This is a genomic window from Oceanicaulis sp., assembly GCF_965284345.1.
Classification (GTDB): Bacteria; Pseudomonadota; Alphaproteobacteria; order Caulobacterales; family Maricaulaceae; genus Oceanicaulis; species Oceanicaulis alexandrii_A.
The window spans coordinates 2,774,081-2,796,487 of the sequence record NZ_OZ260073.1; the positions used below are offsets into that span (position 1 = coordinate 2,774,081).

The 22,407-nt window shown below is 62.8% G+C and carries 20 protein-coding genes; 11 read left to right on the forward strand and 9 right to left on the reverse strand.

What is annotated here, in order from left to right:
• Positions 1-80: 80 nt before the first annotated feature.
• The 3 genes from ACQ66J_RS13490 to ACQ66J_RS13500 all read right to left on the reverse strand — a co-directional run bounded on the left by ACQ66J_RS13490 (position 81) and on the right by ACQ66J_RS13500 (position 1,772).
• Positions 81-305, reverse strand: a complete 225-nt coding sequence (locus ACQ66J_RS13490; protein WP_375549217.1) for a helix-turn-helix transcriptional regulator — start codon at positions 303-305, stop codon at positions 81-83.
• A complete protein-coding gene (locus ACQ66J_RS13495; RefSeq protein WP_430432033.1) occupies positions 302-748 on the reverse strand; it encodes a hypothetical protein in 447 nt (148 codons plus the stop codon). The genes ACQ66J_RS13490 and ACQ66J_RS13495 overlap by 4 nt, the downstream gene beginning before the upstream one ends.
• Positions 749-818: 70 nt before the next feature.
• Complete coding sequence (locus ACQ66J_RS13500) at positions 819-1,772, reverse strand: isopenicillin N synthase family dioxygenase (protein WP_430432034.1); 954 nt, start codon at positions 1,770-1,772, stop codon at positions 819-821.
• A gap of 114 nt (positions 1,773-1,886) precedes the next feature.
• Here ACQ66J_RS13500 and ACQ66J_RS13505 point away from each other — a divergent pair, with 114 nt between their 5' ends.
• From ACQ66J_RS13505 to ACQ66J_RS13515, 3 genes are all read left to right on the forward strand, one after another.
• Positions 1,887-2,612 (forward strand): glutathione S-transferase family protein, encoded by a 726-nt coding sequence (locus tag ACQ66J_RS13505; RefSeq protein WP_430432035.1) that lies wholly within the window; start codon positions 1,887-1,889, stop codon positions 2,610-2,612.
• Between the two features lie 72 nt (positions 2,613-2,684).
• Entirely contained in the window at positions 2,685-4,184 is a 1,500-nt protein-coding gene (locus tag ACQ66J_RS13510) for a hypothetical protein (RefSeq protein ID WP_430432036.1), read from the forward strand.
• A 174-nt stretch (positions 4,185-4,358) separates the two neighbouring features.
• On the forward strand, positions 4,359-4,631 hold the full coding sequence (locus tag ACQ66J_RS13515; protein ID WP_430432037.1) for a hypothetical protein: 273 nt from the start codon (positions 4,359-4,361) through the stop codon (positions 4,629-4,631).
• 57 nt (positions 4,632-4,688) lie between these two features.
• Here the strand turns inward: ACQ66J_RS13515 and ACQ66J_RS13520 are convergent, their stop codons facing one another.
• Positions 4,689-5,420 carry a polysaccharide biosynthesis/export family protein gene (locus ACQ66J_RS13520; protein WP_430432038.1) on the reverse strand — a complete coding sequence of 244 codons (732 nt, stop codon included), beginning with the start codon at positions 5,418-5,420 and terminating at the stop codon, positions 4,689-4,691.
• A gap of 82 nt (positions 5,421-5,502) precedes the next feature.
• Between ACQ66J_RS13520 and ACQ66J_RS13525 the strand changes: the two genes are divergently transcribed.
• From ACQ66J_RS13525 to ACQ66J_RS13535, 3 genes are all read left to right on the forward strand, one after another.
• On the forward strand, positions 5,503-6,996 hold the full coding sequence (locus ACQ66J_RS13525; protein ID WP_430432039.1) for a GumC family protein: 1,494 nt from the start codon (positions 5,503-5,505) through the stop codon (positions 6,994-6,996).
• Positions 6,997-7,065: 69 nt separating this feature from the next.
• Positions 7,066-7,680: a hypothetical protein gene (locus ACQ66J_RS13530; RefSeq protein ID WP_375549209.1), complete on the forward strand. Its 615-nt coding sequence runs from the start codon at positions 7,066-7,068 to the stop codon at positions 7,678-7,680.
• Complete coding sequence (locus ACQ66J_RS13535) at positions 7,677-8,927, forward strand: O-antigen ligase family protein (RefSeq protein ID WP_430432040.1); 1,251 nt, start codon at positions 7,677-7,679, stop codon at positions 8,925-8,927. Before ACQ66J_RS13530 ends, ACQ66J_RS13535 begins: the two co-directional genes overlap by 4 nt.
• On the opposite strand, the gene ACQ66J_RS13540 is transcribed toward ACQ66J_RS13535, so the two are convergent.
• From ACQ66J_RS13540 to ACQ66J_RS13555, 4 genes are read right to left on the reverse strand one after another with little or no spacing between them, the layout of a single operon-like run.
• Positions 8,924-9,835 carry a glycosyltransferase family 2 protein gene (locus ACQ66J_RS13540; protein ID WP_430432041.1) on the reverse strand — a complete coding sequence of 304 codons (912 nt, stop codon included), beginning with the start codon at positions 9,833-9,835 and terminating at the stop codon, positions 8,924-8,926. The genes ACQ66J_RS13535 and ACQ66J_RS13540 overlap by 4 nt on opposite strands.
• On the reverse strand, positions 9,832-10,623 hold the full coding sequence (locus tag ACQ66J_RS13545; protein WP_430432042.1) for a polysaccharide deacetylase family protein: 792 nt from the start codon (positions 10,621-10,623) through the stop codon (positions 9,832-9,834). Before ACQ66J_RS13545 ends, ACQ66J_RS13540 begins: the two co-directional genes overlap by 4 nt.
• Positions 10,620-11,549 (reverse strand): glycosyltransferase family 2 protein, encoded by a 930-nt coding sequence (locus ACQ66J_RS13550; RefSeq protein ID WP_430432043.1) that lies wholly within the window; start codon positions 11,547-11,549, stop codon positions 10,620-10,622. The genes ACQ66J_RS13545 and ACQ66J_RS13550 overlap by 4 nt, the downstream gene beginning before the upstream one ends.
• On the reverse strand, positions 11,546-13,063 hold the full coding sequence (locus ACQ66J_RS13555; RefSeq protein ID WP_430432044.1) for a polysaccharide biosynthesis C-terminal domain-containing protein: 1,518 nt from the start codon (positions 13,061-13,063) through the stop codon (positions 11,546-11,548). Before ACQ66J_RS13555 ends, ACQ66J_RS13550 begins: the two co-directional genes overlap by 4 nt.
• Positions 13,064-13,194: 131 nt before the next feature.
• Here ACQ66J_RS13555 and ACQ66J_RS13560 point away from each other — a divergent pair, with 131 nt between their 5' ends.
• From ACQ66J_RS13560 to ACQ66J_RS13575, 4 genes are all read left to right on the forward strand, one after another.
• Positions 13,195-14,280 carry a GNAT family N-acetyltransferase gene (locus tag ACQ66J_RS13560; protein ID WP_430432045.1) on the forward strand — a complete coding sequence of 362 codons (1,086 nt, stop codon included), beginning with the start codon at positions 13,195-13,197 and terminating at the stop codon, positions 14,278-14,280.
• A gap of 115 nt (positions 14,281-14,395) precedes the next feature.
• Positions 14,396-15,148, forward strand: a complete 753-nt coding sequence (locus tag ACQ66J_RS13565) for a glycosyltransferase family 2 protein (protein ID WP_375549202.1) — start codon at positions 14,396-14,398, stop codon at positions 15,146-15,148.
• 2 nt (positions 15,149-15,150) lie between these two features.
• Positions 15,151-16,851, forward strand: coding sequence for an ArnT family glycosyltransferase (locus tag ACQ66J_RS13570; RefSeq protein ID WP_430432046.1), 1,701 nt, complete (start codon positions 15,151-15,153; stop codon positions 16,849-16,851).
• A 57-nt stretch (positions 16,852-16,908) separates the two neighbouring features.
• Positions 16,909-17,673 (forward strand): crotonase/enoyl-CoA hydratase family protein, encoded by a 765-nt coding sequence (locus ACQ66J_RS13575; protein WP_430432047.1) that lies wholly within the window; start codon positions 16,909-16,911, stop codon positions 17,671-17,673.
• Between the two features lie 64 nt (positions 17,674-17,737).
• Here the strand turns inward: ACQ66J_RS13575 and ACQ66J_RS13580 are convergent, their stop codons facing one another.
• Positions 17,738-20,332, reverse strand: coding sequence for a M14 family zinc carboxypeptidase (locus tag ACQ66J_RS13580; protein WP_430432048.1), 2,595 nt, complete (start codon positions 20,330-20,332; stop codon positions 17,738-17,740).
• Positions 20,333-20,519: 187 nt separating this feature from the next.
• On the opposite strand from ACQ66J_RS13580, the gene typA reads away from it, so the two are divergent.
• Positions 20,520-22,349 carry a translational GTPase TypA gene (gene typA / locus ACQ66J_RS13585; protein WP_430432049.1) on the forward strand — a complete coding sequence of 610 codons (1,830 nt, stop codon included), beginning with the start codon at positions 20,520-20,522 and terminating at the stop codon, positions 22,347-22,349.
• Positions 22,350-22,407: the final 58 nt, after the last annotated feature.

A 22,407-nucleotide genomic window follows, 5' to 3' on the forward strand; every position in this document is an offset into this window, starting at 1 on the left:
GACAATCCAGCGCAGAAGCTAGGGCAGGGCCCAGCATGCAGCAATCGCGCTCAAGCGGATGTGTTCACACGGGATCGTGTTCACCCGTTCCCGGACTCATCTCGAATCCAGAACACGGTTTCAACCGGGCGCCCCAAAGCCTGGGCGATCTTCAGCGCCAGCAGGGCGGAGGGAATGAATACGCCGTTCTCCACCGTGTTGATCGTCTTGCGCGTCACGCCCACTTGCAACGCCAGCTCGGCCTGGGTCAGGTTCGCTTCAGCGCGCAGGGCTTTCATGGCGTTGCCGAGCGCTGCGTCTTTCATTCTTCAGCCCCGGTTTCGCCCTGGCGGTCATAATGCACCGCGGCGAGAAAGAAGCTCGACACAGACAGGCCTGTCAGGACCTTGAGCAGCAGGCCGCCGTCGAGACCGAATTGATTGATCGTCATGGCGAGCACAGTCGCGACGGTGATGACCCAGAACGCGGCTTCCGCTGCGCGGCGACGTACATCGCGCGCCCATTCATCATTGATGATGTCATAGCCCACAGTCTTGTAGGCGCGGAAGGCGTCGCCAAAGTACAAGATGATCGTCACCAGCCAGAGGCCGAAGCCGATGCCGCTGATCACAAGGCCGGGGCCCATCCAGCTGTCCGGCGTCTGGTGCGAACCGCCGATTCCGTCCGCCGCCTGCCAGGCGAAGAAGCCTGCTGCCTGACATAACAGGAGTGCGCGCATGCGCACATTGATCTTTTCAAGCTCATCCATGGAAGACTCCGATACGCCATGTCACCTTGAGGTAACATGGCGCGGGAGCGGTGTAACGTCAAGGTGACGTCTAAATCAGCCCGATTTCGCGCAGGCGCTCGAGCAGATAGGCATGCGCCGTCATCGGCTCGGGATAGCGGTTCGGATTGTCCGCGCTGACGCAGCCCGGCAGGGTCTCGATCAGGAAATCGGGATTGAAGTGCAAGAAGAAGGGCGTCGAATAGCGCGAAAACGCCATGCGCTCCTTGGACGGGTTCACTACCCGGTGGGTGGTGGATGGATACACATGGTTGGTCAGGCGCTGCAGCATGTCGCCGATATTGACCACCAGCGCGCCTTCGGGCGGCTGCACCGGCAACCAGGCGCCGGTCTTGGTCTTCACCTGCAGGCCGGCTTCTTCCGCGCCCAGCAACAAGGTGATGACATTGATGTCTTCATGCGCGCCCGCCCGCACGCCAGACGGATCACCGTCAATCGGCGGGTAATGCAGCAGCCGCAGGATGGAATTGCCGTCATTGACGGTTTTGGAGAACCAGCTCTGTTCGAGACCCAGATCCTTCGCCAGCGCCTGAAGCAGCACCGCGCCCATCTCATCAAGCGCCGCAAACAGCGCCTGAACGCTGTCGTCAAAGCGCGCAATATCAGACATCGGCACATTGGGCGGCATGACGTCTGAATAGGGATGGCCCTGCGGCAGGTTCCGGCCATGGTGCCAGAATTCCTTGAGGTCCTTTTGCGCCATGCCCTTGGCGTTTTCCGTGCCGAACGGCGTATAGCCGCGCTGGCCGCCGCCGTTTTCCACCACATACGCATGCTTGGCGTCTTCAGGCAGAGCGAAGAAGGCTTGTGCGTCGTCCAGCGCGCGGTCAATCACATCCTGGTTCACAGGATGGTCGCTGATCACGGCGAATCCGGTTTCACGAAAACTCGCGCCCAGTGCGCGGGCGAAAGCTGCGGGATCCTCACCGGCGAGTTTGAACGACACCGGTTCGAGGGTCTGGTCAGTCAAGATGATATCGGTCATGGCGCGCTCTTTAGCCTTCCCTCGCGGGCTCGTGAAGCGGCAATGTCTTGCACGAATGGTCGCAGACGCCGACATATGTCACCCAAAGCTGTTTTACAGGGCATGGAGAACCGAATGACCCAGCCGATCGAGCTCTATTACTGGCCGACCCCGAATGGATGGAAAGTGACCATCGCGCTTGAGGAAATGGGCCTTCCCTACGAGGTCAAGCCGGTCAATATCGGTCTGGGCGAGCAGTTCGAACCCGATTTCCTGAAAATCAGCCCCAATAACCGCATGCCGGCCATCGTTGATCCGGACGGTCCGGACGGGCAGCCGATCTCGATTTTCGAAAGCGGCGCGATCTTGCAATATCTGGCGCGCAAGACGGGGCAGTTTTATGGCTCCAATCCCCGTGAGCAGGCGGCGGTCGAGGAATGGCTGTTCTGGCAAATGGGCGGTCTGGGGCCGATGTGCGGTCAGGCGCACCATTTCCGCACCTACGCCAAGAAGATCGAGCCCGATGAGAGCAAGCTCGAATACGGCGAGAACCGCTACACCAATGAAGTGCATCGTCTTTATGGTGTGATCGAGCGAGGCCTGGAAGGCCGGGATTATCTGGCGGGCGATTTCTACTCCATCGCCGACATGGCCGCCTGGCCCTGGATCCTGCCCGAAGGTCAGGGCCAGGATCTGGACGAGTTTCCGCGTCTGAAAGCCTGGGTCGAGCGCGTCGGCGCGCGCGAGGCGGTGAAAACCGGCCGGAGAGTGGGCAAGGATTTGTTCAAATCCCTCGATGAAGACAGCGAAGACATGAAAAAGGCGCGCGCCGTCCTGTTTGGTCAGCGCGCCAAGTCTTAACAAATTGTAAATTCGGCTTTCCCTTGGCCCTCAACCCGCATAATTTGGGCGTGAGGGACAGGGGGACTTCCAATGTGGGCGCAGACAGACCGGTCTCGCACCTATAGCGAGCGCTATGGCGCGCGTTCGCCATGGCTGTCAGGGCCTGTGCGCGCGGGAGTCTATCTGATCTGGCGCGGCGTCTTCGCGGCCTTGCGTCCTCTAGTATTTCTGGGCCTGCTCATCGCGGCGGTCTGGTTCGCGTATCGCGGGCTCGAGACGGCTCCTGGCGGAGCGCTGCAATTTCCTCAAAGCTTGAGCGAGCAGTTTGACGCGGCGCTTCACAAAGCTACGAACCCGGCGTCAGCTGACCCTGTCCTGACGCGATGGAATACGGAGCTGACCCATTCCTTGCGGCCAGGCCCGACGGGCGGCCCGGACCTTCTGCGCGCGCAGTCTTTCGCCGCCAGCCTGCCCGCCATGATGGGAGAGGAGACGCTGGCGCTTCATCTGATGCGTCATGAGCGCCGCCCGGACATGATGCAGGTGGATCTGGTCGCCATGCCCGTCTGGCGGCGCAACCAGATCGTCACTGGCGTTCTGCGTGCGCGGAGCGATGAGGCCCAGCGACAAGGACTGGACCCGGTCTGGCTGATTGAGAGCAGCCCTGGCGTGCAGCACCGCTATGCCCGTGCGCTGCGCCTCTACGGCGCTAGCCTGCAGGCGGCGGAGCACTGGTTCGTTCGCCCCGGATCACAGGCCCTGAACCTTGAGGCGTTCGCGGATCTCACAACCGCGCAGGCGACCGACCCGGTCATTCTGCCCGATGCGCGGGAGGTGATCGCGCTTGGATGCGCGCTGGCGCGGTCGCATGGCCAGAGTGTGCCGGCCTGCACCCGAGCGCGGCCCGCACCTGTATCCGCAGACCCGGTCCGCACGGCGCTGGCTCTGTCTGTGTTTGACCCTCAGCTTGAAACGTCGGCTGTGCGTCTGGCGCTTGCGGCGCGCGCTGCGGGGCGACTGAACGGCGACTGGCTCGAAGCTTTGTTGTTGGGGCCGGCGGCGCCGGAGCGGGACTTGCGACTTCTAACTGCGCTGATGCCGGTCCTGGCCGAGGCTGACCGCTATTACGCCCAGCCCGACGCGTGTCATGCGGCTTGCACGCGAGCCATGGCGGAGTTTGCGACACGCGCCGGCTATGACGCCGCCGCGCGGCGAGATTGGTTCGCGGCATATGATCAGGTGCGCCGCCAGGATGGCGCGCTGGTCACGATCCGGGCGTCACACGTCTTGACTGAGGCTGAGGCGCTAGCGGCGCTGGTACGGATCAGCGCGATCAGCGAGGGACGTTTGCTCGCCGCCAGCATACTTCTTGGCGATGAGCTGACGGCGCTGGACGGCGCTGAAAATATTTTTTGGCGCGGTGGAGAGGATCTGAACTTCATCCTGGCGGGCGCGCTAGCAGGCCTGGCCTTGCTGCTTTTGGGAATCGTTTTGATTTCAGGGCGCTTTCGGCGTTCAGGCGGCGCTCCGGGCGCGCTTGAACGCTTCGACGGCCAGGTCAGCCGGTTAATATTGGGTAGGAATGTCTAACGGAATTAAAGGGTTAATCAGCGTTATTCTTGAGACTCTTTAACCCTGTGGTCACCCATCCCGCGCATTCTGATCTTGCACAACGGGCCACCGAAAAGGCTTCGGGTGCATGGTGGGATGCGGAGGCGACACGGACGAAAAGTCCGGCCCTCCGCTAGCGATGGGAAGACTAAAATGGCTTTCACTGACGTGGAAACGGCGCAAGTGCACGATGCGGTCAAAATGGATCCGACCGGCGAAGATCTGTGCAAGCTGGGCCTTCTGTACTCGACCGGCCAGTGCGGCGTGATCGATTACATTGAAGCGCACAAATGGTTCAACCTGGCCTCTCTGATGGGCTCGGACACCGCGAAATACTATCGCAGCGAAGTCGCTGCCGAGATGGATGGCGATCAGCTCGCAGCGGCTCTGACCGCAGCGCGCGAATGGCTCTCCACCCGGCACTAAGACAGATCGAGCCATGATCGCCGCCAGAAGCGACAGGCTCGATCCGTCTGCACCCGCTTAGTTCGAATTGAACACCTGATCGGCCAGGGCATACGCGAACGCGTTGTCGAGCGGCAGGATGTTTCGAATGTAAAGCTCTGTGAAATCGTTGATTTCAGCGATTGCCGTGCGCGGTGCGAAGACAATGTCATGTCGGGCCAGCGGGATGATATCCGATGGTGCGCCTTGCTGGGCGTCACGCACATTGACCGTCCGCATCATGACGCCGCCATTCTCGGCGCGGCGCAACACCACGACCTGACGCAAGCGCGCGCGATTATTGGCGCCGCCGGCGAGGGTCAGGGCTTCCAGCACGCCCATGCGCGCGCTGATCATGTCATAAACACCCGGACTGCGGACTTCGCCGCCCACAAGGATTTGTTGCGCGCCATAGCTGACGGGCCGCACTTCCACGATCGGGTCGCGCAGAACCCGCACATACCGATCCGCAATGGCGCGCGCGGCTTCTGGTCCCGTCATCTGCGCAACCATCACCGATCCCGCCAGCGGCAGGCTGACACGGCCATCGGGTCCCACGGGCAAGGTACGATTGAGCTCTTGAGCGGTGTGAACCACCACTTCCACCTCGTCGCCCGGAAACAGACGATAGGCGGGGGCGGTCTCGTCCCAGCTTTGAAACCGGTTTGGCTCAATCCCCTGTTGCGGGGTTTGCCGCGGCGTTCCCGCGCACGCGCCCAGCATCAAGACGCCCAGACCGGACAAGACAGACCGTCGTGTTGGCGAATTCATGCTGGCGACTCCCCTAATCAGATCTTCACCATGTAAGGCGGCGGCTAAGGAAAAATTAAGCGCAATCGCGCCAGATGCACTTATGACGTCAATGTCTTCAGACACCAGAGCCGATAAGCGGGCGCGGCGCGAGCTGGATCTTGTTGATCTGGTTGCGATCGCGTGGACGCAGCGCCTGTTCATCATCCTGATTACGCTCATAATTTTCATCCCGCTAGCGGTTATGGCGTATCTGAGCCTGACCCCGACCTATACCGCCGGCAGCCGCTTGCTGGTGATCATGGATGATGAGGACCTGACGCCCGGCGCCGCCGGGACCGGCGGCGAGTTCATGTTTGACCAGATCATGCAGTCTGAAGCCGACCTCTTGGCGTCAGAAGAAGTGCGCCGGCGCATGCTCACCGAACTGACGGGCGCTGCTGACCCTGAACAGCTCAAAACGCTGGGCGAGGGGTTTGGCGTTTCCAGAGCGCCGAACGCCAGCTTCCTGATCGCGACGTTCAAGAATGAAGACGCCGACGTGGCCGCCAATACGGTGAACGCCATCGTCGACGCCTATTTGCGCTATCGGGTCGAGCTTTTGACGGGCGGTTATGAAGGCGGCGTACAGGCGCGTCTGGACGCCGCTGAGCGGGACGCCCAGGCGGCTCAGCAGGCGCTTCGGTCCTTCCTGGCGGACAACGCCATTACCGATTTCGAGACCGAACTGAATTCGGCATTGGGCCGTCTGGCCGATATTCAGGGCCGCAAGCTGGCTGCGGACGCCGATGCGGCTCAGGCGCGCGCATTGGCGCAAGCCCTGGAGCAGCGTCTTCAGGACATTCCTCAAACGATCGAACTCTATGTCGAAAATTCGGTGACGGGTCAGCTTCTTGATCTTCAGGTGCGCCAGGCCGAGTTGATGGCGCGCTACCAGCCGGACGCACCGCCTGTGGTCGCCGTTGAACGCGAAATCGAAGCGCTCGAGCGCTTCGTCCAGGACGGTCGAGCCAATGGTCAGGGCCAGCGCCGCACCGGTGTGAACCCGATTTGGCAGGAGCTGGAATCTTCACGCTTGCAGCAAGAATCCAACGCCGCCGGCCAAGCGCGTCTCGCATCATCGCTGAATGCGCAATTGCGCGACGCCCGCGCGCAAGTGGATCGCCTGCGCGCCTTGCAATCTGAGTATGATCGTCTGACCCGTGCGGTGTCTGCGCGGTCTGCAGCGGCAGATCAATTATCAGTTCAGGCGGCGGACGCCATGGCGCGACGCGAGATGCCGCCCGGCGGCGCGGACGCCATCCGGATCGTCTCTCGCGCCACCCCGCCGGTTCAGGCGCAATCCAAGCGAAAGCTCGCCGTGATGGCGGTGGGCGTGCTAGCGGGCGGGATCGCACTCTTGCTGGGTCTGATCCGGGGCTATGTCGTCGCCGTGGGCCAGGCTGCGCCGCCGCAACGCCCCCATCCGCCTGTTGAGCGTGCGCCCTCGCATGAGCGCCCAGAGCCAGAGCCGCACTATGAAGCGCCCCGCAGCGCGGCGGCGCCTCGACGACGCAAACCTGTGCCCGTGCTGGCGCGGGTCAGCGATGCGCGCTAACGCGGAAGCGCTCCGTTAACCATTCGCGCATACATCTGTCTGTTGAGTAAACAGGCGTGGTCGTCGCGTATGAGCATCGAGCGTGAACTTGAGGGGTTGGCCCGGCGGTTGTCACCGCAGGGGATGACCGCGCGCGCCGTCATGGTCGCGCCGGTCAGCGCCTCGGCCGGCGCTTCGACCATCGCCGCCGGTCTGGCGCGCGCCGCTGTGGCGCAAGGCGTGAAACCGGTCTGGCTTTACGATCTCGATTTCAAGAATAACCCACAATCCGATGCGTTTCGTCTGAACGGGCAGGCCTATTCGGGCGCGCTCTCAGGGCGGCGCTTCTGGCGGACCGTGCCTGACAACGCCGGCAGAGTGGCGCTGCGGCGGGTCGAGGATCAGCCGATCTATGTCAGCCGTTTTGAACGCGCGCCGGGACAGGTGCGCAGCCTGACATTTCTGGACAATGCCGAGTACTGGAACCGGGCGCGTCACAGCGCCGGGCTGACGGTGGTGGACGCCTCGTATCAAAGCGCAGCGATTCCGATGATCGCGCCGAATATGGACGGGGTCATCCTGGTCGCGGATGCGCGCAGCGACGGTCGCGCCGCCACTGAAGAGGCTGCGGATCGTTTGCGTGCTCAGGGAGCGCAGGTCTGGGGCGTTGTCGTCAATCGCGCCCGGACAGCGGCGCCGGCGTGAGCGCGTTCGCGCTCGCCGATCGCTGGCGCGCGACCTTGCCGCGCTTTCGCTTTGCGCTGCCGCTTGAAGCCGGTCTCGCCGTCTTTCTGATCTTCATGTTCTCAAGCGCCTTGTTTTCGCTGGTCTTTGGCGGCGATGAAGAAGGCAGTCCGGTCCTGCGGCTGATCTGGCCGCCGGTCTATCTTCTGACCCTGATCCTGGTGCTGATGCGCCCGGTTCCGGTTCTGGGCCTGATGGTGCGCGCCTGGCCGCTTGTGATCCTGGCGGCCTTGCCCATGGTCTCGGCCTTCTGGTCGCTGGACGCCGGGTTGAGCCTGCGGCGGGGCTTAGGCGTTTTGATGCCAGCGGTGTTCGGGTTGTGGCTGGCGAGCCGATATAGCTGGACCGATCTGATCCGCTTGCTGGCGCTGTCGCTGGGCGTGCTCGCCGTCGGTTCCTTGATCATGGCGGTGGCGTTTCCCGCCTATGGCGTGATGAGCGAGGTCCACCCTGGCGCCTGGGCGGGGCTCTGGGAGCAGAAGAACCGGCTGGGCGCCGTGATGGCGATCGCCACTATGGGCGGCATGGCCGCGGCCCTGACGACGCCCTATCGCCGCGAGGTCCGCTATTGGGGCGCGCTGGTGATTCTGGCGGTCTTTCTGGTGCTGATGTCGACCTCCAGAACGGCGTTGATGGCTTGCATGATCGGCTTTGGCGGCCCGCTGATGATCTATTGTGCGCGCCAGGGCTTCATTTGGGCCGCGCTCGCCGTCTTCAGCGGTCTCCTGGGCGTATTTGCGCTGACGCTCGTGATCGCGATCGGGCCGGGCGTGATTTTGGAGGCGCTCGGACGCGATCCGACCCTGACGGGCCGCACCGATATCTGGGCGGGCCTGATCCGCGCTGTGGCCGATAGACCCTGGACGGGCTTTGGCTGGGGCGTGTTCTGGCTGCAAGAAGAAGGCCCGGTTCATTGGGTGCGTCAGGCGACCCAATGGGAAGTGCCGTCTGCGCATAATTCCTGGCTGGAGATCGCGCTTGGCCTGGGCGTTCCGGGCGCAGCTCTGGCGTTTGGGGTCTATCTGATGGGGTTGGGGGCGTCTCTCAAGCGCCTGTTTTCAGGCGTGGAGACCTATTGGGCGCTGCCGGGCATGGCGATCTGGGGGCTGACCAGCATGTCTGAAAGCGTGTTCATGACGACGAACGGGTTCACCTGGATGCTGTTCTGCATCACTTTCAGCAAGCTCTGCGCCCGCCGCGGATCTTAGGCGTTTGCGCCGTACAGGCGGGGTGAGAGGGCTTCAAACCAGATCAGCTTGCCCAATCCCTGCGCAGCTTTATCCAGGCACTCCGCCGCAGCTTGGGCGGAGATCAGCCGCGCAACAGGCGCACAGGCGCCGAAAACCAGCATTTGCGCCGCGCCGACGCTCATCCAGAATGCGACGCCCGCCCAGGTGCGAGGGCTCTGCGCGCAGGTCTGCGTCGGTCCCTGGCCATAGGCGAAGCTGCGTTGCAACAGCTTGCCCCAGCTCAGGCGCGGGGCCTGGACGTGCTCGAACACATCCGCCTGCGCCGCCCAGCCAAAGCGGACGCCCTGGGCTTGCAGGGTCTGAAACAACATGTCGTCCTCGCCGCCGATTTCATTGGCCGCGTGGTCAAAGACGGGCGACGGCAAATCCAGCGCTTCGCGATCAAACAGGGCGTTGCCGCAGCCATGCGGCTTGTCGATCAATTGAGTGTCTGATGAGCCCAGCCTTGAATAGAGCCGCTGCGTATAAGCGGCGCGAACGCCGCGGGTCAGCGGATCGGGCAGCTGTGCGATGACGGGCCCGAACACCACCGGAGCATCCAGCGCCTCAGAGGCGTCCAGAAGGCTTGCGAGCCAGTGCGGGCTCGCCGTCTCGTCATCATCGAGCTGAGCGATGAAGCGCGCGCTGGTATGGGCGAATCCGGTATTGCGCGCATTGGACACGCCCGGATTGGGTTCATGCACATAGGACAGACTTACGGGCGCGCTGTCTGACAATTGCTCCACAGCCGCCCGGGCGCCGGCTTGCGGATCATTGTCCACGATGACGATTTCATCGGGCAGGCGGGTTTGTGCGAAAACGCTGTGCACGGCGTCCGCCAGCGCGTCATTGCGCCGATAGGTGGGGATCAGGACGGCGACGCTCATGCGCGCGCCTCGATCGCGGCGAGGGCGTCTGACTGTGTCATGACCTGGGCGCCCGAATGTTCGACAGCGTGCAGGACCACGTCCAGAAACTCCGGCGTACAGCCCCATTCAGAGGGCTGTTTTTGAATGTCGTGCCCGTAAAAGATCAGCCAGCCGGGATTGCGCGCGGCGTCCTTGATCGCAGCGACGGCGCGTTTGAGCCCGTCATCACCGCCATCAAGCGGTACGGATTTCAGAAGGCCGCGATCCGCCACCCCGCGATTGATCCCGGGCTGTACGCCGCGCAGGCTGGAATAGGTCTCGAGCAAACGCTTCTTGGCTTGCGGGGTCGCTTCTCCATAGGCGAAAGCATAGCTGGTCGGCGCGTCATCAAGTCCGGCCGCTTTGAGATAGGCGCGATTGCGTGCGGCGTCCGCCATCACGGTCTCGGCGGGCAGGCGAGACGCGTCGAGATGGCTGAAGCCGTGACAGGCGATCTCATGACCCTCAGCTTTCAGATTCAGAAGGTCCTGAGGGTCAAAAAGCTCGCCATGATGATTGGTGACGCCTGCAAGGCCGCCGCTTACAAAATACGTGGCACGCCAACCGCGCGTTTTCAGCCGCACTGCGCCCAGCTCCAGCGCCGAGCGCGGAAAATCATCAAAGGTGAAGGTGACGATGGGGCGGTCGAGATTGATCTTCAATGGGGTGACGCCCAGCCGACGTGTAAGTTGTTTTTGCACGCGTCCGGCCAGACCGCCGCGCGGGCGATACACCATTTCATCGGAATTATAAGCCGTCTGGGTCATGCGCGCTCCCTGGGCAGATCGCGTGCGGCGGCGCCCGCACGATAGAGTTTCAAGGCCAGAACGCGGAGTTTGAGCGGCGCCCAAGCGGCTTTCGCCAGTGTTTCGCCCATCATACGGGCGGGCCTGGCCAATCCCGTTGCTTGCACTTTACGCGCCAGCTGCGCGCCGGGGCGGCTTTCATAGTCGGGATGGCGGCTGAGAAGGCGGGCGAAATTGGCGCCTGCGCGGTCAAACTTGTCCAGCAGCATGGAGACATCCTGCAAACCGCCATGAGCGGCGGGCGCGTCCACATGGCCCAACTCGCCGTATTTGGACGCGCTGAGCGCCCAGTCCACATCTTCCCAGCCCCATCCGGTATAGCCCTCGTCAAAGCGGCATTGCGCGAACAAGCTGGCGCGCACCGCGAGGTTTGAGGAGCAGACCGCCGCTGCACCCAGAGCGGATCGCGTGGCGGCGTCCGGCGCGTCAGAGGCGTGGGCGAGGGCGGCGTGCACGGTTTCCTGCGCAGACCGCGGCGTGCTCGGCGCGTACCCGCCGAACAAAGCGTCACAGGCGGTCTCAGCCAGATGATGCCGCCAGCGCGCTAAAAATCCGGGCTCGATTTCCATATCGGCGTCCAGAAACAGAAGCCACGCGCCCTGAGCGGCGTCGCCAAGCTGATTGCGCGCGGCTGAGCGACCCAGATTATCCCGGCTGGTGATCAGTTTGATCGCAGCCCTGGCCCCCAGCACGGCGTCTTTCACGCTGTCAGAGAGGGCCGGGTTCGGAACACCGTCGTCAAACACGATGATTTCGGTTTGCGGATCCGTCTGGCGGCTCAGCGCGTCAAGCAAGGGCCGGGGATCGTCCCCATAGAACGGGATCAGCACTGACAGGGCGACCGCGTGGGTGTCGGCGGAGGGCGACCGCGTCATCTGGAGGGTCATGCCGCGGCCCTCCGTCCCAGACGCTCAACAATTTTCAAAGTGAGCCAACGCCGCGCACCGAGCCCGTCCAGGGCCAGCAAGATTACGGCATAGCTGAGCGCCCCAAGGGCGATTTGCGCGACGAGATCTGTGATCACAAGGCCAGTTGAAGGCGCGTAAACCAGAGCGACCGCCATGCCCGCCGTGGCGAGCGCGGCCTTGCTCCAGTCGCGCACAGGGATGGGCATGGGGAAAATGCTCCGCCCATGGATGGCGCAGGCGACAAGTGCGATGGCGTAGGCGACCACGGTCGCCCAGGCCGCGCCATGAAGCCCCAGAAGCGGGATCAGGAGCGCGTTCAGCGCCAGATTGAGCACAGCGGAACCGGTCATGATGAACGCCATGGATCCGGTGCGGCGGCCCAGCGTGTAGGCGGTATGAAAGTAATGGGTCATGACGCCGTTCATCAGCCCGGACAAGGCGATCAGCGGCACGATGGAGGCCGCGCTATCGGCCAGCTCTTCCCCGATCATCAGCCGCGCCAGATCGGGCGAGATCAAAGCCAACCCGGCGGCCGCCGGAAAGCCGATGGCGCCCATCAGCGCGCCGGTGCGGCGGGCGACGTCCTGCGCCGCCTTGCGACCCTCATGTTCCAGCGCCGAGATCAGCAAGGGCCCGGTCGTCATGCCCAGCCACAAGAACACGATGCTCAGCGAACGGTCCGCCAGCGCATAGCCGGCGGAATAGGCCCCGGTCGCGGCTTCCCCCAGATAGGCGGCGATGAGGAAGCGGTCGCCGCTGGTCAGAAGCTGTTCAAAGATCAAGGAGAAGGCGATGGGACCGCCATAAGCGAAAAAGGCGGTGATGCGGGCGCTGTGGGCGCGGTCGCGTTTGGCTTTGCGCGCCAGGGCGGGCAAATCAAAGACGAGCGCCAGTCCAGACGCCAGCGCGAGACCGGCCAGCGGACCCGCCGAGCCCAGATCGGTAAACAGCGTCAACGCGGCGCCAAAGGCGAACCCACCCGCCAGCGAGAAAGTCTCAAGCGCCGAATACCGCCAGGCTTCCCCCGCCGCGCGACGGGTTTCGAGCGCGATCATGACGCCGGCGCGCAGCAGCAGATAGACAAGCGCATACGTGCTGGCGGTTTTCAGCGCCGGTGACAGGTCGAGCACCAGCAAGAGAACAACGCCAAGCGCGCCGACAGGCGCGGCGATCATCGCAAACAAGGTTAGGGCGGTGAACAGATGCCCGCCCAACCGGCCTCGGGCGCTGGCGCGAGCGTGATAGCGCGCTACGGCGGCGTCCAGCCAGGTGAAGATCAGAGTGCTGATCAGCGCCGAGCCTGTCAGCACCAGCATGTACTGGCCATAGGCGTCCGGCGTTAGCAGCCGGGTGAACACGACCACGCTGCCAAAGCCCACAAGAGCCTGGGCCAGATAGACCGGCAGGTAAGCTAGAAGGTGACGGTTCAGCATGGGCGGTTCAGGGTCCGGATCAGCACGGGCCGCGCCATGCAAGAGCGCGACCGGTCCCAAGCTTGCCTCACAACACTGAAAAACGGCTAAACGCGCGTGATTTTGTGCCGAAGCGGGCCAGATCGGGCGTTCGCCAAGCCTTTGTTCAGTCTTGTCTGTCAGGACTGTCGCAGAATGAAACGGGGTCCGGGATGCAGATGCTGAGCGTGGACGTTAAAACACCACAAGAGCTGAGCGCTGAAGAGCGTGACGCCTGGCGCGGCCTGACGGCGGCCAATCCGGTCCTGAAAAGCCCGTATCAAACGCTGGGATACCTTGACGCCATCTCGGCGGCGCGGCCTGATATCCGTGTGGCGGTGATCCGCAAGAGCGCGCGCATCGCCGGCTTCTTCGCCTTCCAGAAAGGCCCGATGGGCCATGCGCGCGCCCCCGGCGGCGTGGTCAATGACTGCCATGGGGTTATTTGCGCCCCGGATGAGGACATCGCGCTGTCGCATGTTCTGGCGCAGGCGAATATTGCGGTCTTTGACTTTCGCGACAGTCTAGCGGCCCAGGCCCCGTTCCGTCGTCATGCCGACAGCGTCGAAGGCGGCTGGGTGATTGATGTTTCCCAAGGTTTTGACGCCTATGTGGCCAGCCGTAAAAAATTGGGCGGCAATACGTTTCGCAGCGCCATCGGCGCGCCGAAGAAACTTGCCAAGGAAGGCGAGCTGACCTTCCGTTTTGATGATCGCCGACCTGAAACGCTTGAGGCGCTTTATGCGTGGAAGTCAGCGCAATATCGCGAGTCCGGCTTTCCGGATCTGTTTGCGCTGAAATGGGTGCGCGATCTTCTCGAACAGCTCTGGCGGCAGGACCGCGCAGAGGGCGCAGGTCTGATGTCCACGCTGGAACTCGACGGCCGTCTGGCGGCGGTGCATTTCGGCCTGATCGGCCCTGAGGTGCTGCATTCCTGGTTCCCGGCCTATGACCCGCAGCTGATCAAACTGACGCCCGGCAACGCCTTGCTGATCGAAATGCTGAAAGCTGGCGCCGAAGCGGGCGTTCACGAAGTGCATATGGGACCGGGCGAGGGCCGTCAGAAACAGGCCATGGGTTCGTTTCAGGAAGGCCTCGCCACGGGCTGCATCACTCAGCCTGGGCTTGTGGGCTGGACCCGCCAGATGGCCGGGCGGATCGAGAAAACCGCCGAGCCCTTGCCGCTCGGTCCTCTGGCGCGGGCGCCGGGCAAGGCGTTTCGCAAGATTGACCGCATCGCCGCGCTTTACGGCGTCTGATCGGGCCGGATCGCAGCCTGCGCTTCGGGTTGTGATTGCCCGCCTTGTGCAGATCGCGCTAAACCGCTGGCATCAGATCGCGCCCCTTGCGGTCGGCCCTGCCAGATGAGCGCCCATGAGCATGCCAGCCCTGTCCATCGTCATTCCCGCCTTCAACGAAGCAGCCAGCATCGAGGACGTGGTCAAGGAGGCGATCTCGGTCTTCTCTGAAGGCCTTGAGAGCTTTGAGATTATCGTGGTCGATGACGGCAGTGATGACGACACCGCCGGTGCGCTTGGCCCGCTGTCTCAGTCGGATTCTCGGGTGCGTGTGATCCGGCATCCCAACCGGTCCGGAAAAAGCGCCGGGCTGCGCACCGGGTTTCTGGCCGCGCGCGCGATCTGGGTCGCCACCATGGATGGTGATGGCCAGGATGATCCGCGCTCGGTCCTGGAGATGAGCAAGGCGATCGATCTGACCAAGGTGGACACAGTGGGCGTGGTGGCCGGGTGTCGGCAGAACCGCACCGATGGGGCCAATCGCAAATTCGCCTCGCGCTTCGCCAATGGCCTGCGCCGCTCGCTTCTGAATGATGATTGCCCGGACACGGCGTGCGGTCTGAAAATCCTGCCGCGCGACCTGTTCCTGGTGATGCCCTTCTTTGACGCCATTCACCGCTATCTGCCGGCGCTCGCCGGGCATCTGGGGTTTGAAACGCTGAATGTGACTGTGGTGAACCGGCCGCGCGCGGCGGGCGAAAGCAAATACACCAATATCGGGCGCGCGGCGGCGGGCCTGTTTGATCTTCTGGGCGTTATCTGGCTGATGCGCCGCACGCATTATCCTGATCCGCACATGCTCTTGGGCGCTCGGGGTGAGGATCGCTGACCATGACCGGTTTCGTTTCATCGCTGACTGAACCGGGCCAGAGCGGAGGGCTGTCGCGTCGCGCCTGGATTGTTGTGATGCTGCTGGCGGTGATCGCGCATTTTCCAGGCTTGTTCTCCATCCCGGCCATGGATCGAGATGAAGCGCGCTACGCCCAGGCCAGCCGCCAGATGATGGAGACCGGCGATTTCGTCGATATCCGCTTTCAGGGCGATCCGCGCCACGTCAAACCCAGCGGCATTTACTGGCTGCAGGTGATCACCACCCAGCCGTTCGGAGGCGACGACGCACCCATCGGCGCGCACCGTTTGCCTAGCTTTTTCGGGTCCCTGATCGCTGTGGCGCTGACCGCCTTTTTGGGGGCGCGCCTGTTCTCGCCGTCAGTGGGGCTCGTGGCGGGGATCGTGATGGGGCTCGGCCTCGCCATGCAGATCGAGGCGCGCACGGCCAAGACCGACGCCGCCTTGCTAGCGGCGGGCATGTTCGCGCAAGTCGCGCTGGCCATGCTGATGCTGAAAGTGCAGGACGCGAAGCCGAAATTCTGGGGCTGGCCGGCGGTCTTCTGGGCCGGGACCGGCGCGGCCATCGCCATCAAGGGGCCGATCTTCTTCATGGTCACGGCGCTGACCCTGATCGGCTTTGTGGCGCTCAAGCGTGATCTGAAACTTCTACTGAAAATCAGACCCTTGCCGGGACTTCTTCTGGCTTTGGCGATCTTCCTGCCCTGGTTGATCGCGATCAATATCCAGACCGATTGGGGCTTCTTTCAGGAAGCCGTGGGCCATGCCCTGTTCGGCAAGGTGGGCGTGGCGGACGACAGTCATGGCGGCCCGTTTGGCTATCACACCTTATTGATGCCGGTGACGCTCTGGCCCGCGTCTGCGCTTCTGGGGCTGGCAGGTCTGGCGGCCTGGGCGCGGCGCGGGGAGACGGCGGTGCAGTTCCTGCTGGTCTGGATTCTGCCGTCTTGGCTGGTGTTTGAGCTGATCCAGACCAAGCTGCCCCATTATGTCTCGCCCATGTTCCCGGCCATCGCCATCCTGATCGGACTGGGGCTGGTGAACGCAAAAGCGCTATTGAGCGGCTGGAAGCAATGGACGCTGTTCGGCGTCATTGCGGCGCTGGCCATTGTGGTCGGCGCGCTGGTCGGACTGGTGCCCTGGATCGGCCAGATCGAGTTTGGCGAACCTGTGAGCCTTGCCAGCAAACTCACCGCCGTGATGGGCGCTCTGGCGGTGATCAGTCTCATCTGGCTGGCGTTCAAGCCTGACCTGACCCGGTTATTGGCGGTCAGCGTCGCCAGTGTGGCGGTCTATGTGGTCGCGTTCGGCGTCGCCATTCCCGGCGTCCATAAGCTGTGGCCGTCTTATAACGCCGCCCGCATCGCCGAGACCTTCACGGGTTGCGAGACGCTGGACGTGGCGACGGCGGGCTATCGCGAGCCGTCCAATGTCTTCAATTTCAGCACGGATATCCTGCTGGGCCGTGATGGCGCAGAGACGGCGACGTTCTTGCTGGCGCACCCGCAATGCGGACTGGCGATTGTGGATCAGTCAGAGCAAGACGGTTTTGAGGCTGGGCTTGGCGACGCCTCCGTGCGTCAGCTGGCCGAGCTTGAAGGCTATAACGCCGTGAAGGGGCGGGAGCTGACCTTGCGTTTTTACACGCTTGAAAACTCAGCCCTTCAGGTCCCTGCCCAATAAGGCTTGTCTACCCGTCACTGCTGACCGACCCTGTTTGTCACTCAGGGGAGGACAGACATGAGCGTTCAGTACGAGACGCGCGGCGCCGTCGCAATTATCACCCTCAACCGACCCGACCGGCGCAACGCCGTAGATGGTCCCACCGCTGCAAAGCTGGCGGACGCGTTCCGGCAATTTGATGCGGATGAAGGCTTGAGCGTGGCCATCCTGACCGGTGCGGGTGGCACGTTCTGTGCGGGTGCAGATCTGAAAGCGGTCAGCACAGGCGAAGGGCGCAACCGGGTCGAGGAAACTGGCGACGGTCCCATGGGGCCGTCACGGATGAGGCTGAGCAAACCTGTCATCGCCGCGATTGAAGGCCATGCCGTGGCGGGCGGGCTGGAATTGGCGCTCTGGTGTGATCTGCGGGTCATGGCTGAAGACGCCGTGTTTGGCGTTTATTGCCGCCGCTTTGGGGTGCCGCTGATTGACGGTGGCACGGTGCGCCTGCCACGTCTGATCGGTCAGTCGCGCGCCCTGGACATGATCCTGACAGGGCGCACGGTTGAGTCAGGTGAAGCTCTGGCTATTGGTTTGGCGAACCGGGTGTCCGAACCGGGGCAGGCGCTCCAGACGGCGCTTGAGCTGGCGGACCAGATCGCAGCTTTCCCCCAGCTCTGCCTGCGCCATGACCGGCAGTCCGTGCTGGAGCAATGGGGGCTTGATGAAACTGACGCCATGCTCAACGAGGTTCGGCTCGGGATCAAAACCCTCGCCAGTGGTGAAACGGTGGAGGGCGCGACCCGCTTTGCAAAAGGCGAAGGCCGACACGGTCAGTTCTGAACGCCCATAAAAAAGCGCCCCGTCAGCTTGCCGACGGGGCGCTCTCAATCAGTCGGTGCGCGTCTTATTCTTCTTCGTACTCGCCGCGAGCGCGGCTGATCATGGGTGAGAAAAAGATCGCGTTCATCAGCAGACGCTCCGATCCGGGGAAGGTGGCCCGGAAGACGGGATTGTCCGCCATCAGGATCACCGAGCCGCGGCCCAGACGCTCAGCGACGACAGCGGGCGTGCCCGCGATTTCGTCCTGGCGCCGTTGGGACGCGTAACCGCTCAACAGCGGATCATTGGTGTACTCAAGCGGCACGGCATAGGGGTCGTCTTCGGGACGGATCAGCACGCCGGTCATGTTGCGTTGAACCGCCAGGGTGCGATCACCAAAGCCGAAGCCGAGCGGGTGCGAGGTGTCGAGATCGGTCTCAAACAGCGCCCCGCCGATAATGTGCTCGGCTTCGCGCACCGCCATATCGGCGACATTGAGACGCTCAAGCGTCTCGCTTTCATCTTCAGACTCGTCTTCTTCTTCCTTGCGGTCAAAGAAGGCGTCCTGCGCCCAGATCGCAGCCTGGCGAGTCGCTATCAGCGTGCCGCCATCGCCCCGGATCCAGTCTTCGACCTGTTCCTGAATGCTGTCTGACAGACGGGCGTTCCCGCCCACCAGGATCAGGTGCGTATATTCGCTCCAGTCCACACGACCGAGATCATCCTTGCGCACAAGGGTGACTTCCATGTTGTGGCGGAAATCCAAGGTCCACCACATCTCGCCGGAATCATAGCGCGTCAGGCCATCGTCAAAGGCCAGCAGCACTTGTGGCGTTTCAACTGAACGAAACACGCCTGCAGCGCCGAAATCCGCGCCCTCATTGGGCGTCAGGCCCGAGGTGAGGGCGTGAACCGTGACCCCGTCCTCGGACGCGATGGTCTCCATCAGGGCGTGAATGTCGTCCCGGCTCATATCCTGACGGGCATAGGGGACGAAGATCGCGCCGCGGCCCAGCTCAACCAGGCCACGCGTGGTTTCAGCGGTCACAGGTTCCGTGCCGGCCCGCGCCAGAAGCTCGGCGGACAGGATCCGGTTCAGCGCCCGCGGGGCGAAGGTGTGTGACCATTCCAGCGCATAGCCATAAGGCGCGACGTCCGGAACCGGGGCGGCTTCAAATGCGCCATCGGCCAGCTCGTCTGACATGGAGACTGACCGCAGACCGCCCGTCAGCGCGGAATATTCAAGGTCATAGGCCAGCGGCAGGGTCCAGCCCGACACGTCATAGAAGATGTTTTCTGGGAATTCGGTGACCTGATCAAAAATGCCCCGGATCATCCGGTGCTGGTCCTGGTTCATCGGCACCACAAAAGATTCGCCCGCCGCATAGGTGCGGCCATCGGCGCGCACATCGCCTTCGAGCGCGTACACATCGATATCGTGCATGCGCAGCAGGCGCACGAAGCGGTTCGCCCGCTCAGGGTCGCCGGCGGCGGTGAACACATAGGCGCGGCGAGTGTCGCGGTTCGCCATCTGGGCGGATTCCACGAAATAGCTGGTTTGATACTCGATCAGCTCATCGCGGATATTGCGCGCGCCTTCCACCGTGGTCAGCGCGGTGCGGAACTGGGTGCGCACATTGTCGGCATGGGTGACGAGGCCGCGATCAGTTTCGATTTCACCGCCGCGTGCGGCGCCGATCTCAAACAGGATGCCCAGAGATCCGTTGATCTGGGGATAGGTCGAGCCCTTGCCGATATAGAAATTATCAAAGCCTTCCTGGGTGGTGTAGAGCCGCCCTTCAGGGTCCAGGAAGTCAGAGGTGTGCTGCTGACCGATCCGATAGGTCAGATCGCGTGCGCGCTCAGGGATCAGCGGGTTGCGACGCAGCGCTTCACCCGGGTGGAAGTAGAACGGGCTGGATGAGCCCATCTCGTGGTAGTCCGCCGAGACCATCGGCTTCCATTCATGCCATTTGCCGATCCAGGCCTGGGCTTCAGGCTGGGTGAGCAGCAGCCACTGCCGGTTCAGGTCGAACCAGTAGTGATTGGTGCGCGCTTCCACCCACAGATTATGGATGATGTCGGCGGGGTCAGTGTTCTGCGCCTGGGAGAAGAAGGTCTCCACATGGTTCACCCGGCGCGAATGGCCGTCGGGATTGAACACGGCGGTGAACAGAAGAACCGTATCGTCGAGCGTGTCGCCGATATCGGCGTCGTCCGCGGCGGCGAAGTGATAGAGAACCGGAATGGCGGCGTCCATGCCCGAGGATTCAGCGCCATGAACGCCGAAATTGATCCACAGGACCAGCGGCGTGTCCGCCGGGGCTTCTTCGCCGCGCAAGCGCGCCAGATGCGCGTCGCGAATCGCGTCGATCCGTTGCTGGTTCTCAGTTGAGGTGACGGTGAAGAACAGGATCGGGCGCTGCTCATGCGTATACCCGATGGTCTCCACCGAGATGCGGTCAGACTGTCCCGCAATGTCGCGCAGATAAGCGACCATGTCGGCGTGACGGATCGGGCGATCGCCGACTTCATAGCCAAAACTGTCTTCAGGCGTCGTGATCGACGCATCATAGCGAACGTCTTCAGGCATGAAGAAGGTAATGGGTTCTGCGACGGCCGCAGAGCTGGTCAATGCGGCGCCAAGCGCGAGCAAACCCGCACGGAAAAGGCTCTTCATAATGTCTCCCCATGAGCCGTTTATCGGCCCAGCTTTGTCTCGATGGTGAAGTGTTCAGCAACCTAGGCCGCAAAACTTGCGGCGACCAGTGCTAGCCGAATTCAATTTCGCCCTGTATGAGAGCCGCAAAGAGCGCAGGTTTTGCACCTGCGAACACATCGAGATCCGCGAGATTAAGGACTGATCTATGACCGCTCCCGTTGAGCGCATTCGCAATATCGCCATCGTGGCGCACGTCGACCATGGCAAAACCACGCTTGTGGACAAGCTGCTCCGGCAATCGGGTACGTTCGATGAACGCGCAGCCGATGTCGAACGCGTCATGGACTCCAATGATCTGGAGAAAGAGCGCGGCATCACCATTCTCGCCAAGAATACGGCGGTGACCTGGAATGATTACGCCATCAACATCGTGGACACGCCCGGCCACGCCGATTTCGGCGGCGAAGTCGAGCGCGTGCTCTCCATGGTGGATTCAGTGCTCTTGCTGGTCGACGCGGTGGACGGCCCCATGCCGCAAACCACGTTTGTGACCAAGAAAGCGCTGGCGCTTGGCCTGAAGCCCATCGTGGTGATCAACAAGGTGGACCGCCCCGGCGCGCGTCCCGACTGGGTCGTGGACCAGACCTTTGACCTGTTTGACCGTCTGGGCGCGACCGACGAGCAGATGGACTTTCCGGTCGTATACGCTTCGGCGCTTGAAGGCTGGGCGACGCTGGACGTCGATCAACGCGGCGGCGATCTGAACCCGCTCTTCCAGGCCATTGTGGACCGTGTGGCGCATCCGGACGTGGATCAGAACGCGCCGCTTCAGCTGCAGGTCTCGGCGCTTGATTATTCCAGCTATACCGGCGTGATCGGGCTGGGCCGCATTCGCCGCGGCAAGCTGAGCAAGAACCAGCAGGTCGTCGTGGTCGGCGCTGACGGAACGGAGCGTCGCGCCAAAGTTCTGCAGGTGTTCGGCTTCCACGGTCTTGAAAAAGTCGAGCGCGAGATGGCCGCCGCCGGTGACATCGTCACCTTTAACGGTATCGACCCGCTCAACATCTCCGACACACTGTGCGACCCTGAGCATGTTGAAGCGATGCCGCCGCTGACGGTGGACGAGCCGACCATCTCGATGATCTTCCAGGTCAACGATTCGCCGTTCGCCGGCCGCGAAGGCAAGTTCGTCACCTCGCGCCAGATCAAGGAACGCCTGGATCGCGAGCTGATCCACAATGTGGCGCTGCGGGTCGAGCAACAGGACGACGCAGACAAATTCCTCGTGTCCGGCCGGGGCGAGCTGCACCTGTCGGTGCTGATCGAAACCATGCGCCGCGAAGGCTTCGAGCTGGCTGTGGGCCGTCCGCAGGTGATCAACCGCGAAATCGACGGGCAGATGTGCGAGCCTTATGAGGCGCTGACCATCGACGTCGAGGAAGAGCATCAAGGCGGCGTCATGGAGCGCCTGGGGTCTCGCAAGGCCGAGCTCAAAAACATGGAGCCCGACGGCAATGGCCGGGTGCGCCTGGAATATGTCGCGCCGACGCGCGGCCTGATCGGCTTCCGCTCGGAATTCCTGACCCTGACCCAGGGCTCGGGCCTGATGTTCCACACCTTTGACCATTACGCCCCGCGTTCGGCCGGCGAAGTCGGTCAGCGTCCCAAGGGTGCGATCATCTCCATGGAGACCGGCAAGGCTCTGGCTTTCGCCCTGTGGAACATTCAGGAGCGCGGCAAGCTGTTCATCGGTCATGGCGTGGAAGTCTATGAGGGCATGGTCATTGGCCAGAACGCCCGCGATGAAGACATGATCGTGAACCCGCTCAAGGGCAAGAAGCTGACCAATATGCGCGCTTCGGGCACCGATGAAGCGGTGGTCCTGACCCCGCCGATCCGCGTGACGCTGGAATACGCGCTCGAGTTCATCAATGACGATGAGCTGGTGGAAGTGACGCCGGAAAGCATTCGCGTCCGCAAGCGCTTCTTGCTGGAACATGAGCGCAAGAAAGCCAGCCGCGCCAAAGCCGGCTAGGCAATCTGTGTGACGAGAGTGAAAAGGCCGGGCGCAACGCCCGGCCTTTTTCGTTTGG